This window comes from Candidatus Didemnitutus sp., assembly GCA_019634575.1.
Lineage (GTDB): Bacteria > Verrucomicrobiota > Verrucomicrobiia > Opitutales > Opitutaceae > Didemnitutus.
The window spans coordinates 782,057-799,020 of record JAHCAY010000001.1; the positions used below are offsets into that span (position 1 = coordinate 782,057).

Consider the following 16,964-nt stretch of genomic DNA (forward strand, 5'->3'; position numbering starts at 1 on the left):
CGTGCCGCGCCGCCTCGCGATCGTCCTCTCCCACCCGGTGCAGTATTACAGCCCGTGGTTTCAGTGGATGGCTGCGCAACGCGTCCTCGAGTTCCGCGTGTTCTACCTCTGGGAATTCGGCGTCACCGCCCAACGCGATCCCCAGTTCGAACAAACCATCAAGTGGGACCTCGACCTGCTTTCCGGCTACGAATCCGAATTCGTTCCCAACGTCGCCCGCGATCCCGGGACCCATCATTTCAACGGCCTCGACAACCCCGCGCTCTCCGCGCGGCTCGCCGCTTGGAAACCCGACGCGCTCCTGCTCTTCGGCTACAACTGGCGCTCGCACCTCCGCGCCCTCTGGTGGGCGCGCCGCGCGCGCGTGCCCGTCATCCTCCGCGGCGATTCGCACCTCCTCGGCCGCGGCGCGCCCACGTTCCTGCGCCGCCTCGCCCTCGGCACGCTCTTCCGCCAGTTCGCCGCCTTCGCCAGCGTCGGCGCGGCAAATCGCGACTACTTCCGCGCCTTCGGCGTGCCCGCGAAAAAAATCTTCCTCGCGCCGCACTCCGTCGACGCCGCGCGCTTCGACGCCGGCGATGCCGCCACGCGCGCCGCCGCCGCCCGCCTACGCAGCGAGCTCGGGCTCGACAGCCGCCGCGTCGTCCTGTTCGCCGGCAAATTCCACGAGCGCAAGCAACCGCTCGAGCTGCTCCAAGCCTTCCACGCCGTCGGCACCCGCGCGGACGCCCTCGTCTTCGTCGGCGACGGCCCGGAGCGCGCGCGCCTCGAGGAACTCGCCCGCACCCGCCGCGACCGCGATGTGCGTTTCCTGCCCTTCGCCAACCAGACCGAGATGCCGTCGCGCTATCTCTCCGCCGACATCTTCGCCCTTCCCTCGCGCGGCTTCTACGAAACCTGGGGCCTCGCCGTGAACGAAGCGATGCACCTCGGCCTGCCGTGCCTCGTCTCCGATCTCGTCGGCTGCCAGCGCGACCTCGTCACGCCCGGCGAGACCGGCTGGGTTTTCCCAGCCCACGACTCGGCCGCCCTCGCCGAGACGCTGCGTTCCGCCCTGCGCGCGCCGCGCGAGGAACTCGATCGCCTCGGCCAAGCCGCCCGCGAGCGCGTCGCCGATTACACCTACCCGCAAACCACCGCCGGGCTCGTCTCCGCCCTCGCGAGCCTGCCCCCTCGCGGATGAAGATCTCGATCGTCAACGGCTTCTTTCTTCCCGTGCCCCCGATCAGCGGCGGCTCCACCGAGAAAACGTGGTTCGCCCTCGGCCGCGAGTTCGCCGCGCGCGGCCACGAGGTCGTTTCCCTCTCGCGCGAATGGACCGGCCACCCCGCCGTCGAAAAACTCGACGGCGTCACCTATCGCCGTCTGCCGGGCCACGACCATCGTTCGCAGCTCTGGAAAAATCTCCTCCACGACTTCGTCTGGAGCTGGCGCGCCTTCCGCGCCCTGCCGCCCGCCGACATCGTGATCTGCAACGCCGTCTCGCTGCCCATGTGGCTCGGACGCTGGAGTCCCTCTTCCGGTCGCGTCGTCGTGATGTGCGGCCGCATGCCCAAGGGCCAATACCGCCGCTACCGTGCGCTCGCGCGCGTGCTCGCCCCGAGCAGCCTCGTCCGCGAACGCCTCATCGAGGAAAATCCCGCGCTCGCCGATGCCATCCGCATCACCGGTTACCCGATCAACTGGTCGCAGCTCTCGACCCATCAACCCGAGCCCGCCTCGCTGCCGCCGCGCGTCCCGGGTGAACTCACGATCGGCTTCGTCGGACGCATCCACTCCGAAAAGGGCCTCATGCTGCTTGCCGACGCGGCAAAAATCCTCGCCGCGCAATCCGATCTGCCACCGTGGAGCGTCCTGCTTTGCGGTCCGGCCGACGTGGCTCGCGGCGGCTCCGGTTCGGCCTTCCGCAACGGCCTGCTTCAACGCCTCTCCGTCGCGCTCCCGAGCAAGCGTTTCCATCTCCTCGATCCGCAATTCAACGACCGCATGCTCGCCGCCATCTACCAACGGATGGACGTCTTCTGCTACCCCAGCCTCGCCGCCGAGGGTGAGACGTTCGGCGTTGCCGTGGCCGAGGCGATGGCCGCCGGCGCCGTGCCCGTCGTCTCGAACCTCGCCTGCTTCCGCGACTTCGTCCGCGACGGCGAGAACGGCTTCGTCTTCGACCACGCCGCACCCGACGCCGCGGAGCGCCTCGCTGCCGCCCTCGGCACCGCGCTGCGCGACGGCGCACGACGCCAGCAAATCGCCGCCACGGCGCGCGCCGACGTCCGGCGCTTCGACTTCCCGGTCTTCGCCGACGCGCTGCTGGAAGATTTCGCCTCGTTGATCCGCTGATGCCGCTCTGTCACGTCGTGCCCAGCCTCGAGGACCGCCACGGCGGCCCTTCGAAATCCGTGCGCGCACTCGCCAACGCCATGGCCGCCCGCACGCCGACCGCGCTCCTCACCACGCTCGAGCCCGGCCAGTCGATGCTGCCCGCCGGCCCGCAGGATGCCGCGCCGGTCACCGTGTTTCCCCGTGAGGCGCCGCGCTGGCTCTGCCGCTCCGCCGGACTCGCCGCCCATCTGCGCGCCACGCGCTACGACGTCGTCCACTCGCACGCACTGTGGTTGCTGACTCTGCGCTACGCGCACGACGCCGCGCTCCGCCACGGCGCTCCGCTCGTGATCTCGCCGCGCGGCATGCTGACCGAATGGGCCTGGCAACACCGCCGCTGGCGCAAACGAATCGCCGACTGGCTCGTGCATCCCGGTGCGCTCCGCGCGGCCGCCGGCTGGCATGCCACGAGCGCCGACGAAGCGAACGACATCCGCCGCCGCGGCTTCACCCAGCCGATCTGCGTCGCGCCCAACGGCGTCGAAATTCCCGCCCCGGCCGAACTCGCCGCCGCGCGCGCCGCGTGGCGCAACGAGTTCCCCGTGCTCCGCGAGCGCCGGGTCGCCGTGTTCTACTCGCGTTTCCACCGCAAGAAGCGCCTCCGCGAACTCGTCGAACTCTGGCTCGCCCGCGCGCCCGCCGACTGGCTGCTGCTCGTCGCCGGCGTGCCGGAGGAATACTCGGTCGCGGAGGTCGCGCAGTGGGCCGAGCCGGGGCGCGTGCTCGTGGTCGACGGCCGCGAACGTCCCGCGCCATTCGCGGCCGCAGAGCTTTTCCTGTTGCCGTCGCATTCGGAGAATTTCGGCCTCGTCGTCGCCGAAGCGCTCGCGGCCGGCGTGCCGGCGTTGGTCACGGACACGACGCCGTGGCAGGGCCTCGACCGGCACGACGCCGGTGCCTGCGTGGCGTGGGAGCGATTCGACGCGACGCTGGCGCGCGCACTCGCCGCCGCTCCCGAAACTCTCGCGGCCCAAGGCGCGCGCGGCCGCGCCTGGGTGGCCGACGAATTCACGTGGGCGAGCGCGGCCGGCACGCTGCTCGATTTCTACGCCAGTTTGCCGCGATGACTTCCGCCTCCGCCAACGAACGCACCTTCCGTCCCGCGCCCATCCGGTCGCGCCGGGAGGGACTTTGGGAAAGCGTCGTCGTTGCCCACGTCTCGCTGCTCGTGGTCGCGATTTCCTGGGGCTACGGCGGCCAGGCGCCGTTCTCGCGCCACCTGCTGCTCGTGCTCGGCTCGATCGGCATCGCGCTTTTCCTGATGACCGCGGGGCGCCGCTCGTCGCGCGGCGACGCCACCCGCGCCTTGTCGCGCCACCTCTGGCCGCTGCTGGCGTTCGATGCGCTGGTGCTGCTCAGCTACTTCAATCCCAGCACACAGAAGGTCGTTTATCTGGGCGAGACGATGTTCCGCCATCTGACGCCGCGCTGGCCATGGCTGCCAAGCAGCGCGCGGCCCGAGCTCTCGCTGCGCGAGTTGTGGCAGTTCAACGGCATCGTGCTCTCGGCCTACAACATTCTGTTCGTCATCCAGGGCCGCCGCCACCTGCGCCGTCTGCTCGTGGTGTTCGGGACCAACGCCGTCGTGCTCGCGATCTTCGGCACGTTTCAAAAACTCGTCCACTCCGACGGCATCTGGTTCGGCCGCGTGAAATCCCCGAACGAATTCTTCTTCGCCTCGTTCATCTATCACAACCATTGGGGTGCCTTCACTGTGCTGAACACCGCGGCGTGTCTCGCGCTGCTCTTCCACACCCTGCGCCGCGAAGGCTCCCGCGACCTCTGGCATTCGCCCGTCCTTTCCGGTGCGGTCGCGACCGGGTTGCTCGCCGCCACCGCACCGCTCAGCGGCTCGCGCTCGAGCTCGGTGCTGCTCGCGGCCTTCGTGATGGGAGCGGTGGTTCACTTCCTCTTCCGGCTCGTGCGCACGCGCCGGGAACATCACGAATCGCTCGTGATTCCCATCGCCGGCGTCGTGCTCGTCACGCTCATCGCCGCGGTCGGCATCGTCGCGTTGAGCCGCAAGGTCATCGCCGTCCGCACGCAGACCACCGTGCGCCAGTTGCAGGAGATCCACGGCGAAGCGACGCTGAACTCGCGCCTGCGCCTCTACCGCGACACGTGGAACATGGCGGCCGCGAAACCCGTGTTCGGCTGGGGTCTCGAGACCTACGCGAACGTCTTCATGATCTACAACTCCGCGCCCGATCCCGGCCCGGGCGGCTGGAAGCCGTTCTACGCCGAGGCGCACAACGACTGGCTGCAATCGCTCGCCGAGGTCGGTTTCGCCGGCACCGGTCTGCTGTTGCTCCTCGGCGCGATGCCGCTGTGGAACGTCCCGTGGCGCCGCGTCGAATCGCCCGTCCCGCGCTACCTGCTCGCGGGCTGCGGCATCGTGCTGCTCTATGCGTGGGTGGAATTCCCCTTCGCCAATCCGTCCGTGATGATCGCGTTCTGGGTCACGCTCTACACCGCCGCCGCCTACGCCCGTCTCGACCTCCTCGCCCAGCGGCGCGACGGCACTTTCGTCAATGACTGACCGCGCCCCGATCTCCGTTCTGATCCCCGCTAAAAACGAGGCGGCCAACCTCGCCGCCTGCCTCGCCTCGGTCGCGTTCTGCGACGAGGTCGTGGTCATCGACTCGCGCAGCACCGATGCCACACGCGCCATCGCCGAAGCCGCCGGCGCGCGCGTGGTCGACTTCGCGTGGAACGGCGAATTTCCGAAAAAGAAAAACTGGGCGCTCGCCCAAGTGCCGTGGCGCAACGACTGGGTTTTCATCATCGACGCCGACGAGCGGGCCACGCCCGAACTTGCCGCCGAGATGCGCGCCATCGCCACCGCCGCGAATCCGCCTCACGCCGGCTACTACGTGAACCGCCGTTTCTGGTTTCTCGACGGCTGGCTCAACCACTGCGGCTACTACCCGAGCTGGAACCTGCGCTTCTTCCGCCATCGCCTCGGCCGCTACGAACGCCCCGCCGCCACCGGCGACACCGGCAGCGGCGACAACGAGGTCCACGAGCACGTGCTCCTCGAAGGCACCGCCGGCTACCTGCGCGGCGAAATGGAGCACTACGCCTTCCCCGACATCGCCACTTGGGTCGAGAAGCACAACCGCTACTCCAACTGGGAAGCGCGCCAGCAACTCGCCGTCTCCGGCGGCCCGCGCGATCCGTCGATCGACGCGGCACTCGCGCGCAAGCGGCGCCTGCGTCAGCTCGCCTGGCGCCTGCCGTTCCGTCCGACGCTGCGCTTCCTCTACCACTACGTCTGGCGCGCCGGCTTTCTCGACGGTTATCGCGGCTTCGTCTTTTGCCGTTTGATGGGCTGGTATGAATTCCTCAGCGCCGCCAAGGCCGCCGAGCTCCGCCGCGAGAAAAACTGACCCGTGCTCCGCGGGAAAATCATCTTCGTCAATCGCGTCTTCTGGCCCAGCGAGGCGGCGACCGCCCAGCTGCTCACCGATCTCGCCCTCGCTCTCGGCGCGCGCGGCTGGGACGTGCACGTCATCGCCAGCGGCACGACACCCGCCGCCGGCGTGCCGCCGGAAATCACGATCCATCGCACCGGCGCCGAGCCGGCCGGGCGCGTCGGACGCTATTCGCACTTTCTGCTGGCCGCACGCCGGCAACTCGCCGCGCTCGTCTCGCCCGGCGACATCGTCGTGCTGAAAACCGATCCGCCGCTGCTCGCCGTGGCCGCGACGCGACTCGCGCGAGCGCGCGGCGCGCACGTCGTGCAATGGATTCAGGATATCTACCCGGAAGTCGTGTGGCGGCATCTCGGCATCTGGGCGGCGCCGCTGCTCTGGCCGTTGCAGCTTGCGCGCAACGCCGCGTGGCGCGCGTCCGACGCCTGCGTGGTGCTGAGCGACGACATGCTCGCGGCCGTGCGCGCCGCCGGCGTGCCGCGCGAACGCTCGCTGATTTCCAACAACTGGGCCCCGCGTGAACTCGAGACGCCCGCCACCGCGGCGCAGATCGCAACGGTGCGCGCCGAGTGGCAGGTCGGCGACGGATTTGTCGTCGCCTATTCGGGCAACTTCGGCCGCGTGCATGAGATGGATACGCTGCTCGCCACCGCGTTGCAGCTCCGCGACGAACCATCGATCCACTTCGTGCTCAGCGGCTCGGGCGCGCGCTGGCCGGAGGTCGCGGACTTCGTCGCCCGCCATGCGCTCACGAATGTTCGCCTACTGCCGCCGCAGCCGCGCGCGCGGCTCGCGGCGACACTCGCGGCAGCCGATGCGCACTTCGTGACGCTGCGGCCGGGCTTCGAGCGCTGCGTCTTCCCGAGCAAGCTCGCCGGCATCTTCGCCGCCGGTCGCACGGTCATCTTCGTCGGCGCGCCCGACTCGCAATGCGCGACGCTGGCCCGCCACGCCGGCCGGGCTTTCGCCCCCGGCGATGCAGCGGAGATTGCCCGGACGATTCGCGACTGGCGGGCTGATCCCGGCGAGATCGCGCGCCTGCATAGCGCCGCCCGCGCCGAATTTACCGGCGGATTCGCGTTTGGCACCCGCCTGGCTGAGTGGGAGCGGCTGCTCGGTTCGCTCGTCGGCCGGGCTTAATCGACGTTGCCTCGACCGACTCCCGCCCGCTTAGCTGCTCCCGTCACCGCATGACCAAGGCCCGCCAAGTCACGATCGCGCTCGTCTTTCTCGACGCCTTGGCCGTCGCGCTGTCGTTCAACCTCGTGGCGTGGCTGTATGGCGTCGGCTACGGACACGAGTGGATCGTGGCACCGCTGATCCTGCCGGTGGTGATTCACTTCCTCGGCGTCTATCTCATCGACGGCTACAGCGCGCGCACCGACATGCTGTCGATCACCTACGCCTCGCTGCACGTGATCGCGCAGGTCGGGGTTCTGCTGCTGACGTTGCTGCTCACCTACGCGTTCATCCCGGCGGGTTTCGAGCTGCAATCCAGCCGCTTCGTCACCTCCGTTTCCTATTTGGCGATCATCCCGGTGTCGCTCTGGTATCGCCGGATTTTCTACCAAAACGTCCACCAAGGCGAACAGCAGCGTTACTTCCTCTTCCTCGGCAGCCCTGAAGCCTGCCTCGCTTTCAAGGAGGAGTGCCGGAAGAACGCGATGAAGCAATCGGTGCTCTACGCCACGCACGAGACGTTCGTTCGCTCCCCCCTCGCTCGCCCCCGTAGCGAGAGCGTGTCGACTCCGCCGTTCGGCGACGTGGTCGACTACCTCGAGGAATACTCCGGGCAGATCGACGCCATCATCCTGCGCGAATCCAGCCACGAGCTCCCCTCCGCCGTCGCGCAGCGCCTCGTCCAGTTGAGCTTCTCCGGCGTGCCGACCTACACCCTCGAGCTCTTCCACCAGGTCTACTGGCGCAAGATTCCCCTCTACCGGCTCAACCAAACGTGGCTCTTCCAGGAAGGTTTCCAGATCGCACGCGAGCCGGTCTTCGAGCGCATGAAGCGTCTGAGCGACATCGTGCTTTCCGGCATCGGGCTGCTGCTGTTCGCGCCGTTGCTGCCGATCCTCGCCGCCATCATCTGGCTGACCGATCGCGGACCGATTTTCTTTCACCAGACCCGGGTCGGGCGCAACCGCGTGCTCTTCGAGGCCTACAAGCTCCGCTCCATGCGCGTGCACCACGCCGGCGATCCCTACACCCGCGAGCACGACGACCGCATCACGCCGATCGGACGCTTCATCCGCGCCGTGCGGCTCGACGAGGCGCCGCAGCTTTGGAACGTGTTCCGCGGCGACATGAGCCTGATCGGTCCGCGCGCCGAGTGGGTGAAACTCGTCGAGGAATACGAGCAGAAGATCCCGTGCTACCACTTCCGCCACCTCGTGAAGCCCGGCATCACGGGCTGGGCGCAGGTCAATTATCCCTACGGCGCCAATCTCGAGGACACGATGCGCAAGCTCGAGTATGACCTCTACTACATCCGGTTCTTCTCGTTCGTCCTCGATGCGTCGATCGTGCTGAAGACGATTCACGTAATGCTCTTCGGCAAGGGGCGCTGAACCGGTCGCGCGCTGGAATAATCCGCGCGGCTGACTATCCGTTTCCCGTGGCTCGCACCAAATCCTACGACCTCATCTGCCTCGGCGGCGGCTCCGCCGGCTTCAACGCCGCCCGCCTCGCCGCCTCCCTCGGCCAACGCGCCGCCATCGTCGATGGCGCCCCGGAACTCGGCGGCCTGTGCATCCTCAAGGGCTGCATGCCCTCGAAGACGCTGCTCTACAGCGCCGAAATCCTCCACCACGCGCGCCACGCGGCGAAGTTCGGCCTGCGCGTGCGCGGCGCCGAAGCCGACATGAAGGCCGTGCACGCCCGCAAGGTGAAGATCATCGGCGAATTCGCCGCCTACCGGCAGCAAGCGCTGGCCGGCGGGAAATTTGACCTCCACCGCGCCTACGCCAAATTCGTCGACGCGCACACCGTGGAGCTCTCCAACGGCCAGCGGCTGTCCGCCGATTACTTCCTCATCGGCACCGGCTCGAAGATCGCCGTGCCGCCCGTGCCCGGGCTGGCCGAAGCCAAATTCTGGACGAGCGACGACGTGCTCGATCTCGATTTCCTGCCCAAGAGCGTGATCGTCCTCGGCGGCGGCATCGTCGCGTGCGAGCTCGCGCAATTCCTCAGTCGCATGGGCGCGAAGGTCACGCTCGTCCAACGCAGCCGCAACATCCTGCGCGACCACTCCGAAGCCGCCTCGACCGTCGTGCAACGCGCCTTCGTCGACGAAGGCATCGAGCTCTTCGCCGGCACGCAAATCACCGCGATCAAGCAGGACGCGCGCGGCACCACCGTGGAATTCCAACACGACGGCAAGCGGATCGTCCGCCGCGCCGCGCACCTCTTCAACGCGCTCGGCCGCGAGCCGAACACCGCCCAGCTCGGCCTCGCCGCCGCCGGCGTCCGCACCCGCCCGGGCGGCCAGATCGTCATCAACCGCTGGCAGCAATCGACCGCACCACACATTTACGCCGCCGGCGATTGCTCCGGTCCCGCCGAGATCGTCCACATCGCCATCCAGCAGGCCGAGCTGGCCGTGCGCCATGCCTTCGGCATCAAGGGCATCAAGCCGATCGACTACTCTCTCCTGCTCAACGTCGTCTTCACCGACCCGCAACTCGCCACCGTCGGCCGGCTCGAATCGCAACTCCAAGAGGACGGGATCGACTATCTGACCGCCTCCTACCCGTTCGACGACCACGGCAAGTCGATCCTCATGGAGGCGAAATACGGCTACGTGAAGGTCATCGCCGAACCGAAGCGCGGACGCATCCTCGGCGCGGAGATTGTCGGCAAGGACGCTGGCGAGCTCATCCACTGTTTCTCCATCGCCCTGGCGCAGCGCAGCACCGTCTTCGACCTGCTCCGCGCGCCGTGGTATCACCCGACCCTCGCGGAAATCCTCACCTATCCGCTCGAGGAGATCGCGGAGAAAGTCCGGCCGAGTTGAGCTGTCGTCGGTTGCCCGTTCGGCCCGCAAAACGGGCCTCCATGGGGCGCAGCTTTGTCCCGAAGCGCGCGCGAACGGCCTGTCGCCCGTGGTTCGCTCCGGCGATTTTCCTTTTGCGGCACGCGCCGCGTTGAAACACAGGTAGAGCCATGTCGAATTACGTCGCTCCCGCTTTTCTCACCGAGTTGCTCCACGCCAAGTCGCCCTCCGGCGCCGAAGCGCAGGCCCAAGCCGTCTACGACAAATTCGTCGAGCCGCACGCCGACGCTTACGCCAACGACGCCCTCGGCTGCCGCTACGCCACGCTGAACGCCAAGGGCGCGCCGACGATGATGTTCGCCGGCCACATCGACGAGCTCGGCCTCATCGTCACCTACGTCAACAAGGACGGCTATCTCTACTTCGACACCATCGGCGGCCACGACCTCAGCATCATCTCCGGCCGCCGCGTCATCATCCAGACCGCCAACGGTCCGGTGAAAGGCGTCACCGGCAAACGCGCGATTCACCTGATGGACGACGAGGACCGCAAGAAAGTCCCGAAGAAGCACGAGATCTGGATCGACATCGCCGCCGGCTCGAAGGCCGAGGCGCTCAAGCGCGTGGCGATCGGCGACGTCGCGACCTACGACCATGAGTTCGAACTCATCCACGGCAGCGTCGGCACCGCGCGGGCCTTCGACAACAAGGTCGGCGCCTACGTCGTCGGCGAAGCGCTCGTCCGTCTGAAGAAGGAAAAGGCGAAGCTCGGCGCGAAACTCGTCTCGGTCGCGACCACGCAGGAGGAAATCGGCGTGCGCGGCGCGACCACGTCGGCGTTCGCGGTCGACCCGCACGTCGCGCTGGCGGTCGACGTCGGCCACGCCACCGATCATCCGGACTGCGACAACCGCCGCTTCGGCGAGACCAAGCTCGGCGGCGGCCCGATCATCTGCCGCGGTCCGAACATCAATCCGAAGGTCTACACGCGCCTCGTCGAATGCGCGAAGAAGGCGAAGATTCCCTACCAGCTCGAGGCCGACCCGCGCCCGACCGGCACCGACGCCCGCGCCATCCAAATGGCCCGCGGCGGCGTGGCCTGCGGCCTCGTCTCGATTCCGCTGCGCTACATGCACACGCCGAGCGAGGTCGTCGACCTCGAGGACGTGGAGAACTGCGTGAAGCTCTTCGTCGAGTTCGCGAAGTCGGTGAAGAAGGACGAGAGCTTCAACTGGTGACGCGTCGCGTTACCCACCGCGACTCCGTGATGCGCCAAGTAGGGCCGGCTTCCGCCGGCCCTTTTTCGTTTTCGTCTGTGACTGTTGAGCCGACCTTCGCGAGGAGACCCGGTCAGAGTAGCGGGAGCTTCCAGCTCCCGCTACTCTGACGCCATCGGTTCGGCGACAAGGGCCGGTCCCAAAACGAATCAGGCGCGGTTTTCACCGCGCCTTTTGTTTGCCTGACTCTCGCGCTCTGCGGCGCTCAGGCCGCATCTTTGCTCGAGGAAGTCGACGAGTTCTTCGACGCCTTCTTGAGCGTCGGCCGTTTGCGGCCTTCGACGACGGCCTGATCGATCACGACCTCGACGACGTCGTCGCGCTGCGGGAGCTCATACATGACCTCGAGCATGAGTTTCTCGAGGATGGCGCGAAGTGCACGGGCGCCGGTCTTGAGCTCGATCGCCTTCTTGCCGATGGCGCGCACGGCGTCGCGCGTGAAGGAGAGCTGCACACCGTCCATCGCGAAGAGCTTCGAATACTGCTTCACCATCGCGTTCTTGGTTTTCAGCAGCACCTGCTCGAGATCCTCGACCTTCAGCTCGTCGAGCACGGAGACGACCGGCAGACGACCGATGAATTCCGGGATCATGCCGAAGCGCACGAGATCCTCGGGCGCGACGGAGCGCATCATCTCGTCGGGCGAAAGTTCGTGGTCCTTGTCGTTGATGTGGAAACCGAGCGAGCGATGGCCGACGCGCTTTTTGATGACCTGATCGAGGCCGACGAACGCGCCGCCGCAGATGAAGAGAATGTTCGAGGTGTTGACCTGGATGTATTCCTGGTTCGGGTGCTTGCGGCCGCCTTGCGGGGGGACGTTGCACACGGTGCCTTCGAGAATCTTGAGCAGTGCCTGCTGCACGCCTTCACCGGAGACGTCGCGCGTGATCGAGACGTTTTCCGTGGTGCGGCGGATCTTGTCGATTTCGTCGATGTAGATGATGCCGCACTCCGCCTTCTTGACGTCGTAGTTCGCCGACTGGAGCAGGCGGAGCACGACGTTCTCGACGTCTTCGCCGACGTAGCCGGCTTCGGTGAGCGTCGTGGCGTCGGAAATGGCGAACGGCACGTCGAGGATCTTCGCGAGCGTGCGGGCGAGCAGCGTCTTGCCGGACCCGGTCGGGCCGACGAGCAGGATGTTGCTCTTCTCGACCTCGACGTCGGTGAACTCCGCGGGCATCTCGATGCCATCGCGCGCGGCCTGGCTCGGGTCGAAATTGAGGCGCTTGTAGTGATTGTAGACAGCGACGGAGAGGACCTTCTTGGCGTGGTCCTGGCCGATGACGAAGTCGTCGAGGACCTTCTTGATCTCCGACGGCTTGACCAGGCGGAAGGCCGGCTTGTTGGTCGTCGGAGCGTCGGCCGGGGTGGACTTCACCTCGCGGTCGATGATCGTCTTGCAGACGTTCACGCAGGAGTCGCAGATGTAAACCCCTGGGCCCGCGATGATTTTGCGGACCTCCGCCTGCGATTTGCCGCAGAACGAGCACAGGGTCATGCGCGACGATTTGGCCATGGTGTAATTAGGTATCGGCCCCTAGAGCCGCTTAGTCGAGGGATTTTTCCCGCCTAGTCTTGCCTTATGCCGCGCGGTTTATGCCGTCGCGGTGCCAGCAATCTGTTGCGCGTCGCGCGTCGAGGTGACGACGTGGTCCACGATGCCGTAGGCCTTGGCCTCGTCGGCACTCATGTAGTAGTCGCGATCGGAATCCTTTTCGACTTGGTCGGCGGTCTTGCCGGTGTGCTTGGCGATGACGTTGTTGAGCGTCTCGCGCCAACGGAGGATTTCCTTGGCCGCGATGGCGATGTCGGCCGTCTGGCCGCCGGCGCCGCCGCTGGGCTGGTGGATCATCACGCGGCTGTTCGGGAGCGCGAAGCGCTTGCCCTTCGTGCCGGCGGCGAGGAGCACCGTGCTCATGCTCGCGGCCATGCCGATGCAATACGTGACGACGTCGCACTGGAGGAAGTTGATCGTGTCGTAGATCGCCATGCCGCCCGTGACGACGCCGCCGGGCGAATTGATGTAGAGATGGATGTCCTTCTTCGGATCTTCCATCTGGAGGAACAGCATCTGCGCGATCACCAAGTTCGCGACCACGTCGTCGATCGGGGTGCCGATGAAGATGATGCGATCCTTCAGCAGGCGGCTGTAGATGTCCATCGACCGCTCGCCGCGGCCGGTGTTTTCGAGGACGATGGGAACGTAGTAGCTCATTTGGTGGCGGCTGCCGGTTTGACGGTAGCCTTGGACACCAGGAAATCAAGGGACTTGTCGAAGAGGATCTGCTGCTGGATCGCGCGGAACTGCTCGCGGTCCTTGCCGAGTTCCTTGACGAGCTTGTCCGGTTTCTGACCGGAGCGCATCGCTTCGCGCATGAGCCAATTATTGAGGTCCTTCTCGTCGACCTTGAGCTTCTCGACCTCGGCGATCTTCGCGAGGACGAGCTGCACCTTCACGCGCGAGAGGGCGGCCTTCGACGCGCTGTCGTAGAGCTCCTTCTTGTTCTTCTCGAATTCTTCCTGCGGCACGCCGTTGCGCATGTTCTCCTCGATGAACTGGCGGAGCACGCCGTCGCGCTCGCTGGCGACGAGGCTCTCCGGCACCGGGAAGTTCGCCTGCGCGATGAGCGCGTCGGTGATCTGGCGGCGCTGGTTGGCGCGGTTCTCGTATTCCTTGCGGCCGGTGAGGCTCGCCTTGATCTGGGCCTTCAACGCGTCGAGCGAGTCGACCTGGTTGTCCTTGAAAAACTTCTCGTCGAGCGGCGGCAGCGCGCGCTCCCGGACTTCCTGCACCTCGATCGCGTAAACGACCGACTTGCCGGCCAGCGCGGGCACCGCGGCGAAATCCGCCGGGAACGTCACCGTCACGTCCTTCTTGTCGCCCTTCGCGAGGCCCGCGATCAGCTTGCTGACGCCCGGGAGCAATCCCTCGTTGGCGCCTTCGACTTCTTCCCAAGTCTGCGGCGCGGCGGCGTAGATCGCCTTGTCGCCCACGACCTCGGTCAACGGCTGGCCGTCGAGCGTGCCGGTGTAGCCGAAGCGCACGTAGTCGCCCTTCGCGGCGGGACGCTCGGCGACCTTGAAGTCGGCGCGCTCGCTGCGGAGACCCTCGATGACCTTCTCGATCTCCTCGTCCGTCGGCTCGGTCGAGGCGACTTCGGTGGTGATGCCCACATACTCGGGCAACTTGATCTCCGGACGCACGTCGACCGTGACCTTCACGGCGGCGGACAGGCCGGGGGCGAACTCGCCCTCTTCCACGTCGACGATCGAAATCACATCGAGCTTCGATTCCTCGAGGCCCTGGCGGTAAGCCTTGCTCACCACCCGGCCCTTGAACTCTTCCTTCAGCTCCTTCGCGAAGCGCTTCTCGATCATCGCGGCCGGCGCCTTGCCGGGACGGAAGCCCGGCAGGCTCGCCTGCTTGGCGAACTCGCCGACGAGCGTCTTGTATTCGGTGTCCACCTCGCCCTTGTCGAGCGTCACGGTGAGAATCTTGCGGGTTTCGTTGGTGTCGGTGATTTGAACGTTCACGGCTTTAAATTCGGGCGTTTTCTGAATGAAAAGAGGTCGAGGTAAGTCGTCGCCGCGAGCCCGGTCAAGAGCCGTTTCAAACGGTCGCCCAGCGCCGGAAAATCCCCAACCGCAAACTCCCGACGCCAGCGCTCGACCGCCCCGCCGACATTTCGGCGTTTGGCCTTTTGGAGTTTGAGATTTGAGAGCTTGGAGCGCTCGCTCCCCTTCCCCATTGTTCGCCGAGCTGATGGCCAACCTCGCTCAACTCCTTGCCCAACACGGCTGTATCCTCGCCGTCGACGCCGCCTCGACCACGGTCCAAGTCGGCCTGCTCCGCGCCGACCATCCGCCGCTCTGGCGCACCAGCTCCGACGAGGCGGGCAAGGCCCTCTTTGCCCTCGCCGACGCCCTCCTCCGCGCCGCCGATCTGAACCTCGCCGACATCCGCGCCTTCGTCTTCGACACCGGACCCGGCTCCATGCTCGGCGTGCGCACGGTCGCCATGGCCCTGCGCACCTGGCAAACCCTCGCCGCCCGTCCCGCCTACCAATTCCAGAGCCTCGCCCTCCTCGCCCGCGATCTCGCCCGCGCCGGCCACGCCGGCGCCGTCATCGCCGACGCCCGACGCGACACGTGGCACGTGGTCGAATTCACCGCGCCCGACCGCGTCGCGCCGCTCCGCCGCGTTCCCGCGGCCGAACTCGCCGCCGGCACCGCCTCGCTCTGGCAACCCACCGCCTTCCGTGTCTGGAGCCAATCGCCCCGCGCCGCGCAGGATTGCGCCTTCGACCTCGCCGCGCTGCTCGCCGCGCACCCCGACGCCGATCTCTTCACCGCCACCGCCGCCCCCGACGCCTTCCAGCACGAGGCCCCCGAATACAAGAAGTGGTCCGCGCAAGTCCACAGCGCCGCCACCGCGCATCCGAAATGAACCGAGCGGGCGCGGCTTCCCTCGTAGGAGCGCAGCCTTGCTGCGCCCTTTCCGCGAACGCGCCGCAGTTCGAGCGCAGCAACACTGCGCCCTTCCGCCTCGGATCAGACGCCGCACGATGACCGCCTCCGCCCAACTCCCGCTGCGCTGCTGGGCCGAGATCGATCTCGCCGCGCTCGAGCGCAACCTCCGCCTCATCCGCGCCTCGCTCCCGCCGCACATCCGCTACGTCGCCGTCGTCAAGGCCGACGCCTACGGCCACGGCCTCCCGCAAACCGCCGCGCGCCTCATGCACGCCGGCGCCGACCTGCTCGCCGTCGCCAACATCGCCGAGGCCGCCGCCATCCGCGAGCTCAGCCCCGATTTTCCCGTTCTCCTCCTCGGCGCCACGTTGCCCGACGAAGACCGCTTCCTCGCCGAACTCGATCTCGCCGCCACCGTCTCGAGCCTCGACGAAGTGCACCGCTTCGACGCTGCCGCCCGCTCCGCCGGAAAACCGCTCGCGGTCCACCTCAAGATCGACACCGGCATGGGCCGCCTCGGCGTCTGGGCCGACCGCGTCCCCGAGCTCCACGCCGCCATCCGCGACTCCGCCCATCTCCGCCTCGCCGGCGTGTTCACGCACTTCGCGAGCGCCGACGACGATCCCGCCTTCACCGCCGACCAACGCGCGCTTTTCCTCCGCGCTCTCGCGCACTGCCCCGGCCTCGATCCCGCGCGCGTGCTCATCCACGCCGACAACAGCGCCGGCCTCGAGACCACGCCCGGCCAAGGCAGCCCCTTCAACGCCGTGCGCGTCGGCCTCCTCCAATTCGGCGTCCTCCCGCATCCGCACTCCCTGCTCGCCCGCGTGCACACCGAGCCGGTCTTCAGCTTCCACGCGCGCCTCGGTCTCGTGAAGAACCTCCCCGCCGGCGCCACCGTCAGCTACGGCCGCACGCACCGCCTCACCCGCGCCTCGCGCGTCGCCATCGTCACCGCCGGCTACGGCGACGGCCTGCCCCGCGCCGCCAGCAATCGCGGCACCGTCCTCGTCGGCGAACGACGTTGCCCGATCCTCGGCCGCGTCTGCATGGACCAAACCATCGTCGACGTCACCGATCTTTCCGTCCCACCGCGCGCCGGCGATCCCGTCGTCCTCGTCGGCCGCCAAGGCGACGCCCAGATCACGCTCGCCGAGTTCAGCGCCGCCGCCGACACGATTCCCTGGGAAACCCTCACCTCCGTCACCAAACGCGTCGCCCGCCGCTACAAGACCGCGTTGGGCGTGTGAACCCGCCTGCCGCAGATCGTTGTGGGAGCGACCTCGGTCGCGACATTTGCGCCGTGCTCGCCAAACACGCTCCCCGTCGCGAGCAAGCTCGCTCCCACAAGACTCTCAGCGCGTCGCCTGGTGCCACCCGACCGAGTTCTATGTGACCACGGTTTTACGG

The 16,964-nt window shown here is 67.3% G+C and carries 14 protein-coding genes; 11 read left to right on the forward strand and 3 right to left on the reverse strand.

Annotated features, from left to right (window positions below):
- The first annotated feature begins 1 nt into the window (after nt 1).
- The 9 genes from KF715_03265 to KF715_03305 all read left to right on the forward strand — a co-directional run bounded on the left by KF715_03265 (nt 2) and on the right by KF715_03305 (nt 11,045).
- Complete coding sequence (locus KF715_03265) at nt 2-1,183, forward strand: glycosyltransferase family 4 protein (protein MBX3735685.1); 1,182 nt, start codon at nt 2-4, stop codon at nt 1,181-1,183.
- Entirely contained in the window at nt 1,180-2,337 is a 1,158-nt protein-coding gene (locus tag KF715_03270; protein MBX3735686.1) for a glycosyltransferase family 4 protein, read from the forward strand. Before KF715_03265 ends, KF715_03270 begins: the two co-directional genes overlap by 4 nt.
- Nucleotides 2,337-3,446, forward strand: a complete 1,110-nt coding sequence (locus tag KF715_03275) for a glycosyltransferase (GenBank protein MBX3735687.1) — start codon at nt 2,337-2,339, stop codon at nt 3,444-3,446. The genes KF715_03270 and KF715_03275 overlap by 1 nt, the downstream gene beginning before the upstream one ends.
- Nucleotides 3,443-4,918 (forward strand): O-antigen ligase family protein, encoded by a 1,476-nt coding sequence (locus KF715_03280; GenBank protein MBX3735688.1) that lies wholly within the window; start codon nt 3,443-3,445, stop codon nt 4,916-4,918. The genes KF715_03275 and KF715_03280 overlap by 4 nt, the downstream gene beginning before the upstream one ends.
- Nucleotides 4,911-5,768, forward strand: coding sequence for a glycosyltransferase family 2 protein (locus tag KF715_03285; protein ID MBX3735689.1), 858 nt, complete (start codon nt 4,911-4,913; stop codon nt 5,766-5,768). The genes KF715_03280 and KF715_03285 overlap by 8 nt, the downstream gene beginning before the upstream one ends.
- A 3-nt stretch (nt 5,769-5,771) precedes the next feature.
- Nucleotides 5,772-6,953 carry a glycosyltransferase family 4 protein gene (locus KF715_03290; GenBank protein MBX3735690.1) on the forward strand — a complete coding sequence of 394 codons (1,182 nt, stop codon included), beginning with the start codon at nt 5,772-5,774 and terminating at the stop codon, nt 6,951-6,953.
- Between the two features lie 50 nt (nt 6,954-7,003).
- Nucleotides 7,004-8,383, forward strand: coding sequence for an exopolysaccharide biosynthesis polyprenyl glycosylphosphotransferase (locus KF715_03295; GenBank protein ID MBX3735691.1), 1,380 nt, complete (start codon nt 7,004-7,006; stop codon nt 8,381-8,383).
- A 47-nt stretch (nt 8,384-8,430) separates the two neighbouring features.
- Nucleotides 8,431-9,828, forward strand: a complete 1,398-nt coding sequence (locus KF715_03300) for an NAD(P)/FAD-dependent oxidoreductase (protein ID MBX3735692.1) — start codon at nt 8,431-8,433, stop codon at nt 9,826-9,828.
- A 149-nt stretch (nt 9,829-9,977) separates the two neighbouring features.
- Nucleotides 9,978-11,045: a M42 family metallopeptidase gene (locus tag KF715_03305; protein ID MBX3735693.1), complete on the forward strand. Its 1,068-nt coding sequence runs from the start codon at nt 9,978-9,980 to the stop codon at nt 11,043-11,045.
- Between the two features lie 244 nt (nt 11,046-11,289).
- On the opposite strand, the gene clpX is transcribed toward KF715_03305, so the two are convergent.
- From clpX to tig, 3 genes are all read right to left on the reverse strand, one after another.
- On the reverse strand, nt 11,290-12,600 hold the full coding sequence (gene clpX / locus KF715_03310; protein MBX3735694.1) for an ATP-dependent Clp protease ATP-binding subunit ClpX: 1,311 nt from the start codon (nt 12,598-12,600) through the stop codon (nt 11,290-11,292).
- 78 nt (nt 12,601-12,678) lie between these two features.
- On the reverse strand, nt 12,679-13,299 hold the full coding sequence (locus KF715_03315; GenBank protein ID MBX3735695.1) for an ATP-dependent Clp protease proteolytic subunit: 621 nt from the start codon (nt 13,297-13,299) through the stop codon (nt 12,679-12,681).
- Entirely contained in the window at nt 13,296-14,618 is a 1,323-nt protein-coding gene (gene tig / locus KF715_03320; GenBank protein ID MBX3735696.1) for a trigger factor, read from the reverse strand. Before tig ends, KF715_03315 begins: the two co-directional genes overlap by 4 nt.
- Before the next feature lie 229 nt (nt 14,619-14,847).
- Here tig and KF715_03325 point away from each other — a divergent pair, with 229 nt between their 5' ends.
- Both KF715_03325 and alr read left to right on the forward strand, forming a co-directional pair.
- On the forward strand, nt 14,848-15,531 hold the full coding sequence (locus KF715_03325) for a peptidase M22 (GenBank protein ID MBX3735697.1): 684 nt from the start codon (nt 14,848-14,850) through the stop codon (nt 15,529-15,531).
- Nucleotides 15,532-15,649: 118 nt separating this feature from the next.
- Nucleotides 15,650-16,804 carry an alanine racemase gene (gene alr, locus KF715_03330; GenBank protein MBX3735698.1) on the forward strand — a complete coding sequence of 385 codons (1,155 nt, stop codon included), beginning with the start codon at nt 15,650-15,652 and terminating at the stop codon, nt 16,802-16,804.
- Nucleotides 16,805-16,964: the final 160 nt, after the last annotated feature.